General features: G+C 72.0%; 20 protein-coding genes. 15 read left to right on the top strand and 5 right to left on the bottom strand.

The window, feature by feature from the left end; all coding sequences use genetic code 11:
- Positions 1 to 105 precede the first annotated feature (105 nt).
- Positions 106 to 1,218: an alpha/beta hydrolase gene (locus ACWGIG_RS18160; protein WP_453322613.1), complete on the top strand. Its 1,113-nt coding sequence runs from the start codon at positions 106 to 108 to the stop codon at positions 1,216 to 1,218.
- A gap of 47 nt (positions 1,219 to 1,265) precedes the next feature.
- Here ACWGIG_RS18160 and ACWGIG_RS18155 read toward each other — a convergent pair whose 3' ends face one another.
- Entirely contained in the window at positions 1,266 to 2,438 is a 1,173-nt protein-coding gene (locus ACWGIG_RS18155; protein ID WP_453322612.1) for an ABC transporter ATP-binding protein, read from the bottom strand.
- Between the two features lie 191 nt (positions 2,439 to 2,629).
- Here ACWGIG_RS18155 and ACWGIG_RS18150 point away from each other — a divergent pair, with 191 nt between their 5' ends.
- The 4 genes from ACWGIG_RS18150 to ACWGIG_RS18135 all read left to right on the top strand — a co-directional run bounded on the left by ACWGIG_RS18150 (position 2,630) and on the right by ACWGIG_RS18135 (position 6,412).
- A complete protein-coding gene (locus tag ACWGIG_RS18150; RefSeq protein ID WP_453322611.1) occupies positions 2,630 to 3,385 on the top strand; it encodes an ABC transporter permease in 756 nt (251 codons plus the stop codon).
- 5 nt (positions 3,386 to 3,390) lie between these two features.
- Entirely contained in the window at positions 3,391 to 4,059 is a 669-nt protein-coding gene (locus ACWGIG_RS18145) for an ABC transporter permease (protein ID WP_453322610.1), read from the top strand.
- Between the two features lie 78 nt (positions 4,060 to 4,137).
- Positions 4,138 to 5,115: an ABC transporter substrate-binding protein gene (locus ACWGIG_RS18140; RefSeq protein WP_453322609.1), complete on the top strand. Its 978-nt coding sequence runs from the start codon at positions 4,138 to 4,140 to the stop codon at positions 5,113 to 5,115.
- Positions 5,116 to 5,266: 151 nt separating this feature from the next.
- The gene (locus ACWGIG_RS18135) at positions 5,267 to 6,412 is read left to right on the top strand and encodes a hypothetical protein (RefSeq protein WP_453322608.1); all 1,146 of its coding nucleotides are present in this window, start codon (positions 5,267 to 5,269) and stop codon (positions 6,410 to 6,412) included.
- Positions 6,413 to 6,430: 18 nt separating this feature from the next.
- Here ACWGIG_RS18135 and ACWGIG_RS18130 read toward each other — a convergent pair whose 3' ends face one another.
- Together ACWGIG_RS18130 and ACWGIG_RS18125 are read right to left on the bottom strand one after the other, a co-directional pair.
- Positions 6,431 to 7,576: an NADH-quinone oxidoreductase subunit D gene (locus tag ACWGIG_RS18130; protein ID WP_453322607.1), complete on the bottom strand. Its 1,146-nt coding sequence runs from the start codon at positions 7,574 to 7,576 to the stop codon at positions 6,431 to 6,433.
- Positions 7,577 to 7,712: 136 nt separating this feature from the next.
- A complete protein-coding gene (locus tag ACWGIG_RS18125; RefSeq protein ID WP_453322606.1) occupies positions 7,713 to 8,894 on the bottom strand; it encodes an SAM-dependent methyltransferase in 1,182 nt (393 codons plus the stop codon).
- Between the two features lie 106 nt (positions 8,895 to 9,000).
- On the opposite strand from ACWGIG_RS18125, the gene ACWGIG_RS18120 reads away from it, so the two are divergent.
- Positions 9,001 to 10,194, top strand: a complete 1,194-nt coding sequence (locus ACWGIG_RS18120) for a DUF7134 domain-containing protein (protein ID WP_453322605.1) — start codon at positions 9,001 to 9,003, stop codon at positions 10,192 to 10,194.
- Between the two features lie 159 nt (positions 10,195 to 10,353).
- A complete protein-coding gene (locus ACWGIG_RS18115) occupies positions 10,354 to 11,037 on the top strand; it encodes a response regulator (RefSeq protein ID WP_453322604.1) in 684 nt (227 codons plus the stop codon).
- A gap of 23 nt (positions 11,038 to 11,060) precedes the next feature.
- Here ACWGIG_RS18115 and ACWGIG_RS18110 read toward each other — a convergent pair whose 3' ends face one another.
- Positions 11,061 to 12,173 (bottom strand): DUF5937 family protein, encoded by a 1,113-nt coding sequence (locus ACWGIG_RS18110; RefSeq protein ID WP_453322622.1) that lies wholly within the window; start codon positions 12,171 to 12,173, stop codon positions 11,061 to 11,063.
- Positions 12,174 to 12,311: 138 nt separating this feature from the next.
- On the opposite strand from ACWGIG_RS18110, the gene ACWGIG_RS18105 reads away from it, so the two are divergent.
- On the top strand, positions 12,312 to 12,617 hold the full coding sequence (locus ACWGIG_RS18105; protein ID WP_453322603.1) for a hypothetical protein: 306 nt from the start codon (positions 12,312 to 12,314) through the stop codon (positions 12,615 to 12,617).
- On the opposite strand, the gene ACWGIG_RS18100 is transcribed toward ACWGIG_RS18105, so the two are convergent.
- Entirely contained in the window at positions 12,614 to 13,771 is a 1,158-nt protein-coding gene (locus tag ACWGIG_RS18100) for a threonine aldolase family protein (protein ID WP_453322602.1), read from the bottom strand. The genes ACWGIG_RS18105 and ACWGIG_RS18100 overlap by 4 nt on opposite strands.
- 272 nt (positions 13,772 to 14,043) lie before the next feature.
- Here ACWGIG_RS18100 and ACWGIG_RS18095 point away from each other — a divergent pair, with 272 nt between their 5' ends.
- From ACWGIG_RS18095 to ACWGIG_RS18065, 7 genes are all read left to right on the top strand, one after another.
- Positions 14,044 to 14,955 carry a Rossmann-like and DUF2520 domain-containing protein gene (locus ACWGIG_RS18095; protein WP_453322601.1) on the top strand — a complete coding sequence of 304 codons (912 nt, stop codon included), beginning with the start codon at positions 14,044 to 14,046 and terminating at the stop codon, positions 14,953 to 14,955.
- Positions 14,952 to 15,854, top strand: coding sequence for a pantoate--beta-alanine ligase (panC, locus tag ACWGIG_RS18090; RefSeq protein WP_453322600.1), 903 nt, complete (start codon positions 14,952 to 14,954; stop codon positions 15,852 to 15,854). Before ACWGIG_RS18095 ends, panC begins: the two co-directional genes overlap by 4 nt.
- Positions 15,851 to 17,551 carry an L-aspartate oxidase gene (locus ACWGIG_RS18085; protein ID WP_453322599.1) on the top strand — a complete coding sequence of 567 codons (1,701 nt, stop codon included), beginning with the start codon at positions 15,851 to 15,853 and terminating at the stop codon, positions 17,549 to 17,551. Before panC ends, ACWGIG_RS18085 begins: the two co-directional genes overlap by 4 nt.
- Positions 17,548 to 18,594 (top strand): carboxylating nicotinate-nucleotide diphosphorylase, encoded by a 1,047-nt coding sequence (gene nadC, locus ACWGIG_RS18080; RefSeq protein WP_453322598.1) that lies wholly within the window; start codon positions 17,548 to 17,550, stop codon positions 18,592 to 18,594. Before ACWGIG_RS18085 ends, nadC begins: the two co-directional genes overlap by 4 nt.
- 3 nt (positions 18,595 to 18,597) lie before the next feature.
- A complete protein-coding gene (locus ACWGIG_RS18075; protein WP_453322597.1) occupies positions 18,598 to 19,398 on the top strand; it encodes a type III pantothenate kinase in 801 nt (266 codons plus the stop codon).
- A 164-nt stretch (positions 19,399 to 19,562) separates the two neighbouring features.
- Entirely contained in the window at positions 19,563 to 20,162 is a 600-nt protein-coding gene (locus ACWGIG_RS18070) for a hypothetical protein (RefSeq protein WP_453322621.1), read from the top strand.
- Positions 20,163 to 20,175: 13 nt separating this feature from the next.
- Positions 20,176 to 20,349 (top strand): hypothetical protein, encoded by a 174-nt coding sequence (locus ACWGIG_RS18065; RefSeq protein WP_453322596.1) that lies wholly within the window; start codon positions 20,176 to 20,178, stop codon positions 20,347 to 20,349.
- Positions 20,350 to 20,360 lie beyond the last annotated feature (11 nt).

Below are 20,360 nucleotides of genomic sequence, written 5' to 3'. Positions count from 1 at the left end.
GGAGAAGGTCCGTCCGGACAATGTGCGTTCACTAGGACGGCGCTTCCGGGGGGTGGGTTCACTCGGCTCTCAGGAATTTCTCATCCAGGAAGTAACGATCTCGTCATGGGTCTCACCAGTACCAAGGTCCTCGCGCTCGCCGTCCTGATCGCGGTTCTGCTCTTCGCCGCCACGATCTGGCTCTGGCCGCGGCTGTCCGGTCGCAGCTGGAGGGTGGTCCTCGGCAGGATCGGCATGCTGCTGGTGACCCAGCTGGCGCTGTTCGCCGCCGTCGGTCTCGCAGCGAACAAATCGTTTCTCTTCTACGGGTCCTGGGCCGACCTCTTCGGCCAGGAGGAGGAGATGGGCGTGGTCGTCGACCACGCGGCGGGCGCCAACAAGCAGGCGCAGCTGATCGGCACGCGCGCGATGGACGTCCCCGGCGGCAACAAGCCGTCCGTCGGCGGGCAGATACAGGAAGTACGGATCGAGGGCGCGAAGTCGAAGATCGTCAGCCCGGCCTTCGTGTACCTGCCGCCGGAGTACTTCCAGCCGAAGTACGCGAAGAAGCAGTTCCCCGCGACGGTCGTGCTCACCGGCTACCCGGGCACCGCGATGAACCTGATCAAAGGGCTCCGCTACCCGCAGACCGCTCTGATGCAGGCCCGCGCGGGCAAGGCGCAGCCGATGGTCATGGTCATGATGCGGCCGACCGTCGCACCGCCGCGTGACACCGAGTGCGTGGACATTCCGGGCGGCCCGCAGACCGAGACGTTCTTCGCGGACGACCTGCCGCGCGCCGTCTCCTCCGCGTACCGCGTGGGCACGAAGCCGCAGAACTGGGGCTTCATGGGGAACTCCACGGGCGGCTACTGCGCCGTGAAGATCGCCATGGCGCACCCGGACAAGTTCGCCGCGGGCGCGGGCCTGTCCCCGTACTACAAGGCGGCCGACGACCCGACGACCGGTGACCTCTTCGGCGGCAACGCCAACCTCAAGAAGCGCGCCGACCTCCTGTGGGCACTGGACCACATGCCGGCGCCCAAGACCTCCCTGCTGCTCACGACCAGCAAGAAGGGCGAGGACAACAAGAAGCCGACGGCGGAGTTCATCAGCAAGGTGAAGCCGCCGACGCACGTCTCGTCGATCACGCTGAACAGCGGCGGTCACAACTTCAACACCTGGAAGCGCTCGATCCCCGCCGCCATCGAGTGGCTGAGCAAGAAGCTCACGGCCTGACGGGCCAGGTCCCCGGGGTTCCTGGGCGGCTGAGCGGCTGAGCCGTGTCAGCCGATGGTCTCGACCTCCACCTCCGTACGCGGCACCTTGCGGCCGTCCGCGTCGATCGACCGGCGCAGGGCCTCGTGCAGCCGGGCCGGGGTGAGCACCCCCAGGAACCGGCCCTCGCTCCGCTCGTCGATGACGGCGATCCACCCCGCGTCGTGCTGGAGCATCGTCGCGAACGCCTGCTTGAGCGACGCTCCCACGGGAAGCCACGCCTCCATCCGGCGCGCGTGCTCCCGCACCGTCCCGCCCTGGTGCGGCTCGCCCGATTCCACCGCCCCGGCCGGGATCCAGCCGTGCAGGTTGTCCTCGTCGTCGAGTACGACGGCCCAGCGCGCGCCCTCGGCCGACAGCCGCGCGGTGGCGCTCCGGAGCGAGTCGTCGAGGTGGACGACCGGCGGCTGGTCCAGGTCGCTCTCCTCGATGGGAGTGACCGACAGCCTCTTGAGGCCGCGGTCGGCGCCCACGAAGTCCGCGACGTACGGGGTGGCGGGTGCGCCGAGCACGGCGGCGGGGGCGTCGAACTGCTCGACGGTGCCCTGTCCGTAGACGGCGATGCGGTCGCCGAGCCGGACCGCTTCCTCGATGTCGTGCGTGACGAACAGCACCGTCTTGCGGACCTGCGACTGGAGCTTCAGGAACTCGTTCTGCAGATGCTCGCGGACCACCGGGTCGACCGCGCCGAACGGCTCGTCCATCAGGAGCACGGGCGGGTCCGCGGCCAGGGCGCGGGCGACGCCGACGCGCTGGCGCTGGCCGCCGGAGAGCTGTTCCGGATAGCGCGAGCCGTAGACCTTGGGGTCGAGGCCCACCAGGTCGAGGAGCTCGGCGGCCCGTGCGCGTGCCTGGGGCCGCTTCACGCCGAGGAGGTGCGGGACGGTCGCGGTGTTGTCGAGGACCGTCTTGTGCGGGAAGAGCCCCACCTGCTGGATCACGTAGCCGATGCGGCGGCGCAGCTCCACCGGATCGACGGTGGATATGTCCTGGCCGTCGAGGAATATCCGGCCCTCGGTCGGTTCGATGAGCCGGTTGACCATCTTCATGGTGGTGGTCTTGCCGCAGCCCGAAGGGCCGACGAGCGTGACGAGTTCACCTGCGGCGACCTCGAAGGACAGGTCGTCGACGGCGGTCGTCCCGTCGGCGTAGCGCTTGGTGACGTGCTCGAACCGGATCATGGGTCCCCATTGTGACGGCTGCTGACGGGTTGTGTGTGAAGGGCGTGTTGCCGTGCTGTGGCAGCCCGGACCGGGCCGGGCCCGTTGTCAGTGGTCGGCGATATGGTCTTTGAACATACGTTCTCCATTGTGTGGGGAGCGGTTGTCGACCGAGCTGCTTGGAACGGCCGGGACGGGGGAGGTGGGGACGGGTGAGCGAGCAGAGCTGCCTGGTGACGAACGACTGGATCTGCGGGGAGTACCTGCGCTCCCGCAGCCAGGAGCTGACCGACGCGACCCTCCAGCACATCTGGATCACGGTGGCTTCGGTGCTGATCGGGCTGGCCGTGGCCTTCCCCCTCGCGCTCCTGGCCCGGCGGCACAAGCGCTTCGCGGGACCGGTCCTCGGTCTGACCACCGTGCTCTACACGGTGCCCTCGCTGGCGATGTTCTCGCTGCTGCTGCCGCTGTTCGGGCTCTCGGCGGCGCTCGTGATCACCGGCCTGGTGCTGTACTCGCTGACGATCCTCGTGCGGAACATCCTGGCCGGACTCGAAGCGGTGCCGGAAGAGGCCAGGGAGGCCGCGCGCGGGATGGGGTACGGGCCGTGGCGGATGCTCTGGGAGGTCGAACTCCCGCTCTCCCTCCCGGCGTTGATGGCCGGGGTGCGGATCGCCACCGTCTCGACGGTCGCGCTGACCACCGTCGGTTCCATCGTCGGCCGCGGCGGCCTCGGCAATCTCATCGAGGACGCGCTGCCCACCTTCTTCAAGGCGCAGGTGCTCGCCGCGTCCGTGCTGTGCGTGCTGCTCGCCCTCGTCGCGGACCTGCTGCTGCTCGGACTCCAGCGGCTGCTCACGCCGTGGACCCGGGTGTCACGGGTCAAGCGCGATCCTCGTACGGGACGACCTGCGGGACGGCCTGCGGGGCGAATACGGAAGACTTCTGCGGCTGTTGAGGCGGGCTGATCTCGATGGGTGTGCTCCCGGACGCCTGGACCTGGCTGGTCACGGGCTCGAACTGGTCGGGGGACGGAGGGGTCTGGACCCGGCTGACGGAGCATCTGTACGTCAGCGGGGTCGCGCTCGCCCTGGCCTGCCTGCTCGCGCTGCCACTGGCCTTCGTGCTCGGGCACCTCGGCAAGGGGGGTGCGCTCGCGGTCAACATCTCCAACGTGGGGCGGGCCGTCCCGGTGTTCGCGGTGCTGGCGCTCTTCATGGTCTCGCCGCTGCGCTCCGCCGGATACGTACCGACGATCATCGCGCTGGTGCTGTTCGCGGTGCCGCCGCTGCTCACCAACGCGTACGTCGGGATGCGGGAGGTGGACCGGGCGGTCGTGGAGGCCGCGCGCGGCATGGGCATGTCGGGCATGCAGCTCTTCCTGCGGGTCGAGCTTCCCCTCGCGTACCCGCTGGTGATGACCGGGCTGCGGTCGGCCGCCGTCCAGGTGGTGGCCACCGCCTCGATCGCCGCGATGGTCGGCCAGGGCGGGCTCGGGCGGATCATCACCGCCGGGTTCAACACGTACGACGCCGCACAGGTGGTCGCGGGGGCGCTGCTGGTGGCGCTGCTCGCGCTGCTGGTGGAGGGTGCGCTGGTGCTGCTCGGCCGGCTGTTCTCACCGCTGCGGAAAAGCGTCTGACGGACCGTTGAGTACGTTGATTTCTCTGTTGTGTCCCTCTTCCCTGCACCTTGTGCACTTCACGGATGGTGAACCCTCATGAGCAAGACCTCACGCCTCGCGGGTGCGGTAGTCGGCCTGGTGGCACTGACCGGTTCGCTCGCCGCGTGCGGCGGCGACAGCCTGGAGAAGGGCAAGCCCGGCGCCGAAGCGCCCGCAGGGGGCGGCAAGAAGGGCTCGCTGGTGGTGGGCGCCGCCGCCTTCACCGAGTCCAAGGTGCTGGCGGAGCTGTACGCACTGGTGCTCAAGGACGCCGGGTTCGCCACCTCGGTGACCGTCGTCAAGAACCGTGAGCTGTACGAACCCTCGCTGGAGAAGGGCGAGATAGACGTCGTACCGGAATACGCGGCGACGATCACCGAATTCCTCAACGCGAAGGTGAACGGGGCGAAGGAGGCCGAGAAGAAGCCGCTCGCGTCCAGCGACGTCGCCGCCACCGTCGCCGCGCTGGAGAAGCTGGCCGGCCCGCTCGGGCTGAAAGTCCTGCCCGCCGGAGAGGCCGTCGACCAGAACGCCTTCGCGGTGACCAAGGAATTCGCCGCGAAGAACAAGCTCAAGACCCTTTCCGACCTGGGGAAGTCCAAGCTCAGGGTCAAGATCGCGGCGGGTGACGAATGCGAGATCCGGCCGTTCTGCGCGCCCGGTCTGAAGTCGAAGTACGGCATCGACGTCGCGGGCATCGACCCCAAGGGCGTCGGTACCCCGCAGTCCAAGCAGGCCGTCAAGGACGGTGAGGACCAGCTCGTCCTCACCACGACCACGGACGCCACGATCGACAGCTTCGGCCTCGTGTTCCTGGCCGACGACAAGAAGCTGCAGAACGCCGACAACCTGCTGCCCGTCGTCAACGCCAAGGAAGCGGGCGACCCGGCCGTCGCCGAGGCGCTCGGCAAGCTCACCAAGGCGCTGACCACGGCGGACCTCGGTGAACTGAACCGCAAGGTCGACATCGAGCGGGCCAAGCCGGCCGATGTCGCGAAGGCATATCTGGAGGAGAAGAGCCTCATCAAGAAGTAGGGGAATCGGGAAGGCGGGGTGCCGCCCGGACCTGTTTCGGCGGCTTTCGGCGGTGGTTCGGCAGTGCTTCGACAGGAGCCCGGGTAACCGCAAGGGAACAGATTGCCGAGCGGTGCCCCATCCGTGTCTCGCACACGGTAAATTTCAGGCCATGCCACGTGGACGCCACCGCCATTCCCCACCCCTGCACAAACTGCTGCCCTCCTCGGCGGTCGCGGGCGTCTCGCTCGTGTGCGCCGTCGGTGCCTGGTTCGTGGCGGAACCCGTGGTGCTCAGGTCACTGGTCGCCGCCGCAGCGGTGGCGGCCGTCACCGGGGCCGCCCTGATGCGTAGTTGGGACCGTACGGCGGGCCGCAAGGTCGCCGAACTGACCCGGGCGCGCGAGGCCGACGTGTGGAAGACCGAGGAGCGCGTCGCCGACCTTGAGGGCGACCTTGAGGAATCGCGCGCGCTGCGGGTCAGGCTCGAAGCGAAGCTGCGCGCCAAGCGCGTGGAGCTGGCCGGGCTGCGCAACGAGCACGCCGCGCTGCTGCGCCGGTACGCGACGGCCGAGACCGAGCGTGCGACTGCCCTGGAGCGTCGTCGTCAGCTTGCTCTTGAGGCGGCGGCGAAGACCGCCCCGAAGGCCGCTCCGAAGGAACTGCCGGCGGCGTCCTCGACGCCGACCCCGGCCGCGTACATGCGGGCGGCTGCGGCGCTGGAGAACCTGGGGCGGAACGGGGCTGCGCAGCGGGAGAGGGCGGAGGCGGCTGCGGCTGCTTCGGTTTCTGCGGCTGCTTCGGCTGCGGCCTCGACGACCGCGGTGGAGGTACGAGTTCCGGCTCAGGCTCCGGCGCGGGTGGAGGCGCGACCGGCCGAGAAGCCGACCCCGGTTCCGGCCCCGGCCCCGGTTCCGCCCTCGGTCCAGGCCCCGGCCCCGGAGCTGCGGGAGCACACGCGCCCGTCCCGGTCCGCCGCCCTCGCCCCGTACGCCCCGCAGAATCCTGCCGCCGTGCGGAAGCAGGGCGGCTTCGACTTCTTCGGTACGGGTGCCGACGGGAAGGCCCCGGCCCCGGCCACGGGTGCGGCTGCGCTGGAGCCGGCCAGGGACTCCGTACAGCAGCAGGCCGTACAGCAGCAGGCCGTGCAGCACGAGGACCTCGCGGACGTCGTCGGCGAGGAGGCACTGGCCGACCACCACCGGTCGGTGCATGCCGCCGCAGGCCATGAAGCGGTCGGCGAGGTCATCGACCTGACGGCGCACGACGACACCGAGCAGCTGGACGTGGCGGACCTCAGGAGCGCGATCTCCTCCTGAAGTCCCGTGCGGCACCGGCTATTTGTCGATGTCTCCGACGACGAAGAAGAGCGAGCCGAGGATCGCGACCATGTCGGCGACCAGCGTCCCCGGCAGCAGCTCCGTCAGCGCCTGGATGTTGTTGAACGACGCCGAGCGCAGCTTCAGCCGGTAGGGGGTCTTCTCTCCCTTGGAGACCAGGTAGTAGCCGTTGATGCCGAGCGGGTTCTCGGTCCAGGCGTACGTGTGGCCCTCGGGGGCCTTGAGGACCTTCGGCAGCCGCTGGTTGATCGGCCCGGGCGGCAGGCCGGCCATCCGGTCGAGGCAGGCGTCGGCGAGGTCGAGTGCGTTGTGGGTCTGTTCGAGGAGGCACTCGAAGCGGGCCAGGCAGTCGCCCTCCTCCCGGGTCACCACCTTGAGGGTGTCCTGGAGTTCGCCGTACGCGAGGTACGGCTCGTCGCGCCGCAGGTCGAAGTCGACCCCTGACGCGCGGGCGATGGGACCGGAGACGCCGTACGCGTGGACGGCCTCGGCGGACAGCACGCCGACGTGGCGCGTACGGCCGCGGAAGATCTCGTTCCCGAGGACCAGGCCGTCGTACACGTCCATGCGCGAACGTACGGAGGCGACGGCGTCGCGCACCCGCCCGAGCCAGCCCGCCGGCACGTCCTCCTTGAGGCCGCCGACCCGGTTGAACATGTAGTGCATCCGCCCGCCGGAGACCTCCTCCATGACCGCCTGCAACTCCTCGCGCTCGCGGAACGCGTGGAAGACGGGGGTGATGCCGCCGAGTTCGAGGGGGTACGAGCCGAGGAACATCAGGTGGTTGAGCACCCGGTTCAGCTCGGCGAGGAGGGTACGGGTCCACACCGCGCGCTCCGGGACCTCCATGCCGAGCATGCGCTCGACGGCCATGACGACACCGAGCTCGTTGGAGAAGGCGGAGAGCCAGTCGTGGCGGTTGGCCAGCATGACGATCTGGCGGTAGTCGCGCGCCTCGAAGAGCTTCTCCGCGCCGCGGTGCATGTAGCCGATGACGGGCTCGGCGTGCTGGATGCGCTCGCCGTCGAGGACGAGCTTGAGGCGCAGGACGCCGTGGGTGGAGGGGTGCTGGGGGCCGATGTTGAGCACCATGTCGGTGGACTCGGCCGCGCCGCCGATGCCGACTGTCGTCGTCTGCGTCATGCGGGACAGTATCCCTCGGGGGCGGGAAGGGGGATCGGGGGCGGTCGTCATGGGGCCCGCTGCCCGAGGGGGCCGGGGCTGGAGCGGGGGGGTGTCGAGGGCGCGGGCCGCAGGCCGTGCGCATGACCCGTGGTTGTTACCTGTCCCCGCCCACCCCCTGCATGAGCCACCCGAAGTCGCCCAGGCCGCCCCGGGCCCCCAGTTCCGCGGCCTCGCCCGCTGCCGCCAGGCCCCGTACGTACGCCGCCGGATCCGTCGACGCCAGCGCCAGCGGTGGTCGCTCGCCCGTCACGCCGAGCCGTCGCAGCGCCTCCCGCTGGGTGATCAGTTCGGTCCGGTCGGCACCGGCGAGGCCCGCACCGACCACTCCCGCCCCGCACGCGTCCAGCGCCACATGCGCCGTCACGTCGCACCTCCCGTCCGGCACCGCCCGCACCTCCCGCCCGTCCGCGAAACCGCTCAGCGTCCCGAAGGGCGGCCGTGCGGCCCGCTCGTGCGCGTAGTCCACGGCCACCGCGAGCCCCGCGTCCAGGGTCGACACCGCCCGCGCCCACGCCTCGTCCCGCGGGCGCCCGATCTCCGCCCGGTGGCCCGGCCGCCCCTCCAGCGGCCACCACCGCGCCAGCCACTCGGCGTCCGCGCCGGTCACGGGTGCGCCGAGCCGCTCCGCGCCGTCGGACGCCCGCACCTCCACGTACCGAGCCACTCCGTCCTCGTCCGCCTCCGCGACGTCGAACGGCACGTTGTCCAGCCATTCGTTGGCGAAGACCAGGCCGGTGACGCCCGAGGGCGGTTCGGCGCACCACTCGATGCGGTGGTCGAGCCCGTCCGGCCTCGCCGCCCTCTCGACGGCGTACGCACGTACCTCGAAACCCTCGGGAAGCGCCGCCAGCACCCCCGTCAGCAGCTCGCCGCGCCCGGCACCGATGTCGACCAGATCGATCCCGCCAGGCCCGCCAGGCCCGCCAGGCCCGCCAGGCCCGCCAGGCCCGCCAGGCCCGCCAGGCCCGCCAGGCCCGCCAGGTCCGTCAGGTCCGTCAGGTCCGTCAGGTCCGTCAGGTCCGTCAGGTCCGTCAGGTCCGTCAGGTCCGTTCGGACCGCCCCCCAGCTCCTCGTACGTCCGCACCAACAGCCGCGCCACCGCCCCCGCGAACAGCGCGGAGGCGTGCACGGACGTACGGAAATGGCCTGCCGGACCCTCGGGGCGCAGGTAGAAACCGTCTGGACCGTAGAGCGCGGCCTCCGTCGCCTCGCGCCAGCCGCGCCACTCGGGTCCCTCGCGGTGGCGTACGTCCGGCTGATCCGTCTCATCTCTCACGGCGCCAAGTCTCCACTGCGTCTCCACCTTGGGGAGTAGTGGCCCGCCCACCGGATCGGCCCTCCGGTTGACCCATTGACCTCTGCGGTTTCCCTACGCTGGATACGTGCAGCGCTTCTACGACTTCATCCGCAGACACCCGACGAGCGTCGACAGCTTCTGGGCTGTGATTCTCCTCGGGATGGCCGCGATGTCGACCGGTTCGTTCCGCTCCGGTGCGGGGCTCTGGGCTGCAGTCGGCTGCGTCTTCCTGATGTGCCTGACGGTCGCCCTGCGCCGCCGGGCCCCGGAGAAGATGCTGATCCTGGCGATCGTGACCGGACTGATCCAGATCGCGCTGAGCATCGAGCCGAACATCTCCAACTTCGCGATGCTCGTCGTCGTCTACACCGTCGCGGCGAACGGCGCCCGCTGGGCGTCCCGGATCGCCCTCGGCGGCTCGCTGCTCGCGGCCACGATCTCGCAGCTCCGCTGGCCGGTGGACAAGGCGGACGCGGTGGCGCCCTACGCCTTCGCGGTGTTCCTGACCGTCCCGTTCGTCCTCGCCTGGGTGCTCGGCGACTCGATGCGGACCCGGCGCGCGTACTTCGCGCAGCTGGAGGAGCGGACCAGCAGGCTGGAGAAGGAACGCGAGGCGCAGGCGAAGGTGGCGGTCGCCGCCGAGCGCGCCAGGATCGCCCGCGAGCTGCACGACGTCGTCGCGCACAACGTGTCCGTGATGGTGGTGCAGGCGGATGGCGCGGCGTACGTCATGGATGCCTCGCCCGACCAGGCCAAACAGGCTCTGGAGACCATCTCGACGACCGGCCGGCAGGCACTCGCCGAGATGCGACGGCTGCTCGGCGTGCTGCGTACGGGCGAGCAGCAGGTGATCGGCGAGTACGTCCCGCAGCCGGACGTGCAGCAGATCGAGGACCTGGTGGAACAGGTCCGCACCGCAGGCCTCACCGTCGACTTCAAGATCGAGGGCACCGCCCGTCCGCTGCCCAGCGGCGTCGAGCTCACCGCGTACCGCATCGTGCAGGAAGCCCTCACCAACACCCGCAAGCACGGCGGCCCGGAGGCGGGCGCGAGCGTGCGCCTGGTGTACTTCGACGACGGGCTCGGCCTGCTCGTCGAGGACGACGGCCGGGGCGCCGCCCACGAGCTGTACGCGGACGGCGGCGCCGACGGCCAGGGGCACGGCCTCATCGGCATGCGCGAGCGGGTGGGTATGGTCGGCGGCACGCTGGACGCGGGACCGCGCCCCGGCGGCGGCTTCCGCATCAGCGCCCTGCTCCCGCTCAAGCCGTCCCACTGACACCCGGACCGCCCGGGCCCGACCACCTCGGTCGCCCGACCACTTCGTTCGCCCGAATCCGCTGCCCCCCGAATCCGCTGCCACGCGAACCCGCTGCCACCCGAGCCCGCTCCCGCCCGAACCGTTCCCGTCCCACCCGTTCTCCGGAAGGTCCCCCCCATGCCGCCGATCCGCGTGATGCTCGTCGACGACCAGATGCTGCTGCGCACCGGATTCCGGATGGTCCTGGCCGCCCAGCCGGACATGGAGGTCGTCGCCGAGGCGGGCGACGGCCAGGAGGCCATCGACATCCTGCGCACCACGCCGGTCGATGTCGTACTGATGGACGTCCGCATGCCGAGGCTGGACGGTGTGGAGGCGACCCGGCGGATCTGCGCGCAGCAGGACCCGCCGCGGGTGCTCATCCTGACCACCTTCGACCTCGACGAGTACGCCTTCTCCGGGCTCCAGGCGGGCGCCAGCGGATTCATGCTGAAGGACGTGCCGCCGGCCGAGCTGCTGGCCGCGATCCGCTCCGTGCACAGCGGGGACGCGGTCGTCGCCCCGTCGACCACCCGCCGCCTGCTCGACCGCTTCTCGCCGATGCTGCCGAGCAGTGCCAAGGAGCCGCAGCACAAGGCGGTCGAGAAGCTCACCGACCGCGAGCGCGAGGTCATGCTGCTGGTCGCGCAGGGCCTGTCGAACGGCGAGATCGCCGCCCGTCTCGTCCTCTCCGAGGCCACCGTCAAGACCCACGTCGGCCGCATCCTGACCAAGCTCGGACTGCGCGACCGCGTGCAGGTGGTCGTCCTCGCGTACGAGACGGGTCTGGTACGGGCCGGGGGCTCGCCCGGCAACTTCTAGGACCTCCGGAGCCTGTCCGCCGCCTACCGCAGCACCCCCTCCAGGAAGTCGCTGCCCAGCCGGGCCACCACGGTGGTGTCCAACTGGTGCAGCACGTACCGGCCGCGGCGGCGGGTCGTGAGCAGGCCCGCCTTCTTCAGCACGGTCAGGTGCCGGGAGACCTCGGGCGCGGTGATCCCCATGGTGTCGGCCAGCTCGCCCGTCGTGTACGGGGTCCGGGCCAGGAACCGGCACAGCCGCATCCGCATCGGGTGGGCCAGTGCCTCCAGCCGCTGCTGCAGCAGGTGCACGGAAGCGGGCGAGGGCAGTTCCGGTGCGCCGACCGGATAGTGGATGACGGGGCGCCAGCCCGGGGCGTGCAGCACCATCAGGTGCGGCCAGCCGAAGGTGGAAGGCACGGCGGTCAGTCCCGCGCCGACCTCCGGGTCCACCGCGCTGGTGTGCCCGTCGGCCAGCTTGTCGGCCAGGATGCGGTGCCCCTTCTCGTCCAGGCTGAGTGCGGGGGAGACCGCGTGCAGTGCCTCGGCCAGTCCTCTGCGCCGGAGCAGGTCCTGCTTGTGGCGGGCGTCGGCGGCCAGCTGGACCCGCACCCGCCGCCAGGTGTCGGCGAAGAAGGCCTCGTCGCAGTCCTCGAAGAGCCGGCGCAGCCAGAGCCGGATGGTGCCGGGGTCCGTCAGCAGCCGGTGGGTGAAGTCAAGTTGCTTGGGCCCGCGGGCCGCCGCGAGGTCCAGCGCACGGCCCCGGAGCGCGTCGTCGACGAGCGGCGAGGGCCCGCCCACCGCGTACATGCTGGAGCAGGTGAACTCCAGGGCGGCCGACACGAACTCCTCGTCGTTCAGCCGGTCCAGCAGGTCGAGGTCCTCCGCGAGCGTCGTCCCCGGCCCGCCCTGGCGGCCCTTGACCCCGGCGAACGGCAGGAACACGTCCGAGAACGTCGTCCGCCACAGGAAGTCCGCCTCGGTCAGCCGGTCCGCGAGGTCCGGCTTCAGTCCGGCGGCGGTCGCCGTCGCCCAGCCGTGCTGGCCCGGGTGGTGGCCGGGCTCGCACAGGGCGTGCAGGGCCATGCCCAGCTCCGCCAGCGGCGTGATCGCGAAATCGATCCGCTCGGGCGGCAGGCCTGTGATGTCGATGGACACGCTCATGGCCCCATGGTGCACTCCGGCACCGACAATCGGGCCGCCGATTGACGGGCCCCGTCAATCGGCGGCCGTTCGATTGACGGGCCTCGTCAATCCGTTGGCCAGGGGCGGCGGGCCCGGCGCAGCGTGAGGGCCATGAACGCATCCCAGCAGCACATGTTCGACGTCTACCGCGCCGCCCAGCACGGCACCCCGGCCCCGCCCGCCCCCGGCAGGCACGACTGGCAGACCGTGCGCGAACTGCGCGACACGGTCCGCGACGACCTCCGCTTCCGCGCCGTGGTCGAGGAACGGCCCGGCCGGGCCTACCTGCGGGCCGCCTTCGCACGGCTGGCGGCCCGACTGCGCCCGTCCCGCATCCGTACGGCCGTCGCCTCCCGCACCCGTACGGCGCCTGCCGTACGGACCACCTCCACGCCCCGTACGGCGGGCTGCAACTAAGGCAGCCGGCCGGTGAAATCGGCCACCGCAGCGGCCACGTCCCGGGCCGTCCACTCCAGTCCCTCGGCCGTCACCGTCACCTCGGTGACCGAGATGCCGGGGGTGTCGCCGGGGAACCACCGGTGGAACAGCGCCGTCCCCGTCTCCTCCGCCTGCCGTACCGCCGCCTCCGTCAGAACGTCGGCGGCGTACGGCAGCCACACCTGGAACTGATGCGTGTGCGGGACCTCCGGGTTCACCCGGAACCACGGCGCCCCCGCCGCCTCCAACCCCTCGCCCAGCGCCTGCGCGACCACCTTCGCGTGCGCCACGTACTCCGGCAGCCGGGGCAGTTCCTGCTCCAGGCCGAGCAGCGCGCTCAGCGCCGCCGGGTACTGCTGGAAGAGATCGCCCCCATAGCGGTGGCGCCACGTCCTCGCCTCGTCGATCAGCGTCCGAGGGCCCGCCAGCGCCGCCCCGGACATCCCGCCCAGCGACTTGTAGTACGACACGTACACGCTGTCCGCGAGCGCCGCGATCTCCTCAAGAGGACGCCCGAAGTGCGCAGTGCACTCCCACAGCCGCGCCCCGTCGAAGTGGACGACCGCGTCCCGCTCCCGGGCGGCCTCCACCACGTCGGTCAGCTCGTCCCACGTCGGCAGGACGAATCCGGGCTCGCGCAGCGGAAGTTCCAGCATCAGCGCCCCGAAGGGCTCGTCGAATGCGCGCACCTCGTCGGCGGTGGGCAGGCGGGGCTCCGCCGTCGGGTGCACGGTGCGCAGGGCGCTCACCTCATGGAGGGCGTTGCGCTCGTGCTGTTCCGGGTGCGCCCGGGGGTGCAGGGCGACCGTGCGGTTGCCGGTGCGGCCCGCCCAGCAGCGCAGCGCGATCTGCTGCGCCATGGTGCCGGTGGGGAAGAACGCGGCGGCCTCCATGCCGAGGACGGCGGCGGTGCGCCGCTCCAGCTCCTCGACGACGCCGTCGCCGTACATGTCGGTCGGGCCGTCCAGGTCGTACACGCTGCCCGCACGGGCGGCGAGGTCCGCCAGCCGGTCGCCGATCCGCTGCTCGGCGGGCACCCGGCCGAGCACCCGGCCGGCCCCGCGCCAAGCGGTCAGCCTGCGCTGTTTCGGGTCCGCGCCGGTGCCGTCGTCGTTGCTGTCGCTGTCGGTCATCCGCCGATGATCGCGTACGGGGCCGAGGGCGTCACCGGAGTTTCCCCACAGCCTGTGGACAGCCGGCCCGCAGCAAAAGCCCCGCGCGCGCCGCGGCCGGAGGCCCACCCGTCCCGCAGCCCGAAGCCCGCCCCCCTGCGGCCGGAAGCCCACCCGTCCCGCAGCCCGAAGCCCGCCCGCTCCGCACCCCAGGAAGCCCCGGAAACGCTGGCGTAGCATGACGGGCAATCGTCCGGTACCCCCTGCGGACTGGAACGGAAGGCCGTTTCCGCGTGAACTCATCCCAGCAGCCCGACCCCTCCGACCGCCCCGCCCGCCTCACCGTCGGTGTCGTCGGAGCGGGCCGCGTCGGCTCCACCCTGGCAGCCGCCCTGCGCAGGGCCGGGCACCGCCCGGTCGCCGCCTCGGGCGTCTCCGACGCCTCCGTGCGCCGCGCCGCGACCCTGCTGCCCGACGTCCCGATGGTCGCCCCCGCCGAGGTGCTGGCCCGTGCCGACCTCGTCCTGCTGACCGTCCCCGACGACGCCCTCCCCGGCCTCGTCGAGGGTCTCGCCGAGACCGGTGCGATCCGGCCGGGACAGCTGATCGTGCACACCTCCGGACGGTACGGAACGGGCGTGCTCGCCCCCGCCCTGCGCGCCGGAGCGCTCCCGCTGGCCCTCCACCCCGTGATGACCTTCACCGGCACCCCCGTGGACGTCGAGCGCCTCGCGGGCTGCTCGTTCGGGATCACCGCCCCCGAAGAGCTGCGGCTGGCCGCCGAGGCCCTGGTCATCGAGATGGGCGGCGAGCCCGAGTGGATCGCGGAGGAGGCCCGCCCGCTGTACCACGCGGCCCTGGCCCTCGGCGCGAACCACCTGGTCACCCTGGTCGCCCAGTCGATGGAGCTGCTCCGCACGGCGGGCGTCGAGGCCCCCGACCGGATGCTCGGCCCGCTCCTGGGCGCCGCCCTCGACAACGCCCTGCGCTCCGGCGACGCCGCCCTCACCGGGCCTGTCGCACGCGGCGACGCGGGCACCGTCGCCGCCCACGTCGCGGAGCTGCGCAAGCACGCCCCGCAGACCGTCGCCGGCTACCTCGCCATGGCCCGTACGACCGCCGACCGCGCCCTCGCGCACGGCCTGCTCAAGCCCGAACTCGCCGAGGACCTGCTGGGCGTTCTGGCGGAGGGGGACCTGCGATGAGCGTGCTGCTGCGTACGACCGCCGAACTCGACGCGTTCGCGCGCACGGGAAGGCGCGCCGTCGTCATGACGATGGGCGCGCTGCACGAGGGGCACGCCACCCTGATCCGTACCGCACGGGAACACGCGGGCGCGGACGGCACGGTGCTCGTCACCGTCTTCGTCAACCCCCTCCAGTTCGGGGCGGGCGAAGACCTCGACCGCTACCCCCGCACCCTCGAAGAGGACCTCCGCGTCGCCGAGGAGGCCGGAGCGGACGCCGTGTTCGCCCCCGCCGTCGACGAGGTCTATCCCGGCGGCGCGCCCCGGGTCCGCCTCTCCGCGGGGCCCATGGGCGCGTGCCTCGAAGGGGCCACCCGCCCCGGCCACTTCGACGGCATGCTCACGGTCGTCGCCAAGCTCCTCCACCTCACAGGTCCCGACCTGGCCCTCTTCGGCCAGAAGGACGCCCAGCAGCTCGCCCTGATCCGGCGCATGGTGCTGGACCTCAACTTCCCGGTGGAGATCGTCGGCGTCCCGACCGTCCGCGAGGGCGACGGCCTGGCCCTCTCCAGCCGCAACCGCTTCCTCTCCGCCGAGGAGCGCCGCACCGCCCTCGCGCTCTCCGCCGCCCTGTTCGCGGGCGCGGCCCGGACGTCCCCCGCGGCGGTCAGGGAAGCAGCGCACCGCATCCTCGAAGAGGCGCCCGGTCTCGCGCTGGACTACCTGGCGCTCGTGGACCCCGCCGACTTCACCGAGGTCGGGGAAGGCCACCGGGGCGAGGCGGTCCTCGCGGTCGCCGCCAAGGTCGGCGCGACCCGCCTCATCGACAACATCCCGCTGACCTTCGACGGCGCACCGCAGCACCCGCACACCGAAGACGTACCGCAGCACCCGCACACCCCAGGAGCAGCCCAGTGACCGGCATACGTCTGACCGCCCCCGCCCCCGGCTGGTCGATCGACGCCGACGTCGTGGTGGTCGGCTCCGGCGTCGCGGGCCTCACCACGGCCCTGCGCTGCACCGCCGCCGGGCTGCGTACCGTCGTCGTCACCAAGGCGCGCCTGGACGACGGCTCGACCCGCTGGGCGCAGGGCGGCATCGCCGCCGCACTCGGCGAGGGCGACACCCCCGAGCAGCACCTCGAAGACACCCTCGTCGCGGGCGCGGGCCTGTGCGACGAGGAAGCGGTACGCACCCTGGTCACCGAAGGCCCGGACGCCGTACGGCGGTTGATCGCCACCGGCGCCCACTTCGACACCGACCCCGACAGCGGCGCCATCGAGCTCACCCGCGAGGGCGGCCACCACCGCCGCCGCATCGCGCACGCGGGCGGCGACGCGACCGGCGCCGAGATCTCCCGCGCCCTCGTCGAAGCCGTCCGCGAGAAGGCCGTCCGTACGATCGAGAACGCACTCGTCCTCGACCTCCTCATAGATGCGGAGGGACGCACCGCGGGCGTCACCCTGCACGTCATGGGCGAGGGCCAGCACGACGGCGTCGGCGCGGTCAACGCCCCCGCCGTCGTCCTCGCGACCGGCGGCATGGGCCAGGTCTTCGCCGCCACCACCAACCCCGCCGTCTCCACCGGCGACGGCGTCGCCCTCGCACTGCGCGCGGGCGCGGAGGTCTCGGACCTCGAATTCGTCCAGTTCCACCCGACGGTGCTGTTCCTGGGCGAGGGCGCGGAGGGCCAGCAGCCGCTGGTCTCCGAAGCGGTACGGGGCGAGGGCGCGCACCTCGTGGACGCCGACGGCGTGCGCTTCATGCTCGGGCAGCACGAGCTCGCCGAGCTCGCCCCCCGCGACATCGTCGCCAAGGCGATCATGCGCCGCATGCAGGAGCAGGGCGCCGCCCACATGTACCTGGACGCCCGGCACTTCGGCGCGCAGATGTGGGAGAACCGCTTCCCGACGATCCTCGCCGCCTGCCGCAGCCACGGCATCGACCCGGTGACCGAGCCCGTCCCGGTCGGGCCCGCCGCGCACTACGCCTCCGGCGGCATCCGCACCGACCTGCACGGCCGCACCACGGTGCCCGGCCTGTACGCGTGCGGCGAGGTCGCCTGCACGGGCGTGCACGGCGCGAACCGGCTCGCCTCCAACTCCCTCCTGGAGGGTCTGGTCTTCGCCGAGCGCATCGCCGAGGAGATCACCTCGGCCGACCGGGGCGCCCCGGCCGCGCCCACCGACCCCGCCACCGTCCTCCCGCTCATCGCCCCGGACGCCCGCCACGACATCCAGCGGACGATGTCGCTGGGTGCCGGGGTCCTCCGCTCGGCGCAGAGCCTCGGCGACGCGGCGGACGCCCTGGAGGCCGTGCAGCTCGACGCGGCGCACGACCTCGACAGCTGGGGCAAGTCCGCCGAACCGGGCGTCGACTCCTGGGAGACGACGAACCTGCTGTGCGTCTCGCGCGTGCTGGTCGCCGCTGCCCTGGAGCGCGCGGAGACCCGCGGCTGCCACTGGCGCGAGGACCGCCCCGACCGTGACGACGCCGACTGGCAGCGCCACCTGGTGGTCCGGCTGACACCGGACCGACGCCTCGTGGTGCGCCGCACCGCGACGGCCGCCTTCCCGCCCGTACAGACCCACTCTCCGAAGGAGCAGCACCAGTGAGCACCCCCGAGAACCCCCGGCTCCTCCCGCAGGCCGACACGGGTGGCGGCTGCGGCGACGCCTGCGGCTGCTCCGCCGGAGCAGCACCTCAAGAGGGCGCGGCGGACGGCACGTACGACCTCTCCGACTGCGGCCTCGACCCCGACCTCGCCCAGCTCCTCCTCGACTGCGGCCTGGACCCCATCGAGGTCGAGGACATCGCCAACGTCGCCCTCGCCGAGGACCTCGCGCAGGGCGTCGACGTGACCACCGTCGCGACCGTCCCCGAAGAGGCCGTCGCCACCGGCGACTTCACCGCCCGCGAAGCCGGTACGGTCGCGGGCCTGCGCATCGCCGAGACGGTCCTGTCCATCGTCTGCACCGAGGAGTTCGAGGTCGAGCGGCACGTCGAGGACGGCGACCGCGTCGAGGCGGGGCAGAAGCTCCTCACCGTCACCACCCGCACCCGCGACCTCCTCACCGGCGAGCGCAGCGCACTGAACCTCCTGTGCCGCCTCTCCGGCATCGCCACCGCCACGCGCGCGTGGGCCGACGCCCTCGAAGGTACGAAGGCGAAGGTCCGCGACACCCGTAAGACGACCCCGGGCCTGCGCTCCCTGGAGAAGTTCGCGGTCCGCTGCGGCGGTGGCGTCAACCACCGCATGTCGCTCTCCGACGCGGCCCTCGTCAAGGACAACCACGTGGTCGCCGCCGGGGGAGTGGCCCAGGCCTTCAAGCTCGTGCGCGACGCCTTCCCCGAGGTCCCCATCGAGGTCGAGGTCGACACGATCCCGCAGGTCACCGAGGTCCTGGAGGCGGGCGCCGACCTGATCCTCCTCGACAACCTCACCCCGGAGCAGACCGCCGAAGCGGTGGCCCTGGTCGCCGGTCGCGCCGCCCTCGAATCCTCCGGCCGGCTCACCCTCGACACGGCCCGCGCGTACGCCGACACGGGCGTCGACTACCTCGCCGTGGGCGCCCTCACCCACTCGTCCCCGATCCTCGACATCGGCCTCGACCTGCGCGCGGCCGACGCCCACGGCGCTCAGGACGAGGCGAAGTAAGCCATGCTCCTCACCATCGACGTCGGCAACACCCACACCGTCCTCGGCCTGTTCGACGGCGAGGAGATCGTCGAGCACTGGCGCATCTCCACCGACGCCCGCCGCACCGCCGACGAACTCGCCGTCCTCCTCCAGGGGCTGATGGGTACGCACCCCATGCTCGGCAACGAGCTGGGCGACGGCATCGAGGGCATCGCCATCTGCGCCACCGTCCCCTCCGTCCTCCACGAGCTGCGCGAGGTCACCCGCCGCTACTACGGCGACGTCCCCGCCGTCCTCGTCGAGCCCGGCGTGAAGACCGGCGTGCCGATCCTCATGGACAACCCCAAGGAGGTCGGCGCCGACCGCATCGTCAACGCGGTCGCCGCCGTCGAGCTGTACGGCGGCCCCGCGGTCGTCGTCGACTTCGGCACGGCCACCACTTTCGACGCGGTCTCCGCGAAGGGCGAGTACGTGGGCGGCGTCATCGCCCCCGGCATCGAGATCTCCGTCGACGCCCTCGGCGTCAAGGGCGCCCAGCTCCGCAAGATCGAACTGGCCCGCCCGCGCAGCGTCATCGGCAAGAACACCGTCGAGGCCATGCAGTCGGGCATCGTGTACGGATTCGCGGGCCAGGTCGACGGAGTCGTCGCCCGCATGTCCCGCGAGCTCTCCCCCGAGGACCCGGACGACGTCACCGTCATCGCGACGGGCGGCCTCGCCCCGATCATCCTCGGCGAGTCCTCCGCCATCGACGAGCACGAACCGTGGCTGACGCTGATCGGCCTGCGCCTGGTGTACGAACGGAACATCGCCCGCATGTGAGGGCGGCCCGAACGGGCGGAAAATGTAAGGGAGTTGCCAAGACGGGGGCAACGGGGGCCACGGGCAGGCGTCGGCAACGCGCCATCGAGTGCCCGATAAACGAATTTTGTCCGCTAAGCACTTAAAGTCACCACATGCCCACGCCATACGGTTCCCGCGGCGGCATGGCGTTCAGCGCAGACGAACTGCGTGTGCTCCGACGCGCCCTCGCCCTCGCCCTGCACCCCGCCCCCCTCCCCGCCGACGAGGTGCGGGACTGCCTCCTCCTGGCCGAGTCGGTGGACGAAGCGATCCGGGAGGCGGGACGGCTGCGCGCCTTCCTCCTCGCGGACCTCGCCCGCTACCGGGTCGCACTCCCCGGCTCCGCCACCGGCTACCTGGAGCTCCTCCAGGACGCCCTCGCGGCGGGCTACCGCCCTCAGCCCGACGACCTGTCCTCCCTGCGCTCCCTGCGCCGACTCCCGCTCGCAGCGGCCCTGCTGGCCCGCTGCCAGGGCATCGCGGAACGCTCGGTCCGGGCCAGACTCGCCCGTACGACCTCCACGTCGTCCGGCGTCGCACTCCCCGCCGCCCCGGCTCCGCGCACCCGGCTGACCGCGCTCCCGGGCGGGCGGGCCGACAGCGGGCCGGTCCGCCCGCCCGCCCCCGGCAAGCCGGCCCCCGCCGACACCCCGTCGCGGGACCGCCCGATGCCCACCCCGTCCGAGGCCTTCCCGCCCCGCAAGCGGCCCGCGCCCCCGGGGGAGCGGCGCGAGGCGAGCTAGCTACTCTGGAGACATGGACTATGTCTCCGCGCTCGTGCCCCCGGTGGTGATGGCCGCCTTCTTCATCGGCCTCGTCGTGACGATCGTCAAGACGCAGGGCGGTTCCAACAAGAACAAGGAAGACGCCGCCGCGGAAGCCGTAGAGGCCGCCGAGGCCGCCAGGGCCGGCGCAGCGGTGAAGCACTGACAGCAGTGACG

The sequence above is a fragment of the Streptomyces sp. NPDC054863 genome, assembly GCF_053610825.1.
The sequence above is the reverse complement of the archived record's forward strand: the minus strand, read 5'-3'. Positions and strand labels throughout refer to the sequence as shown.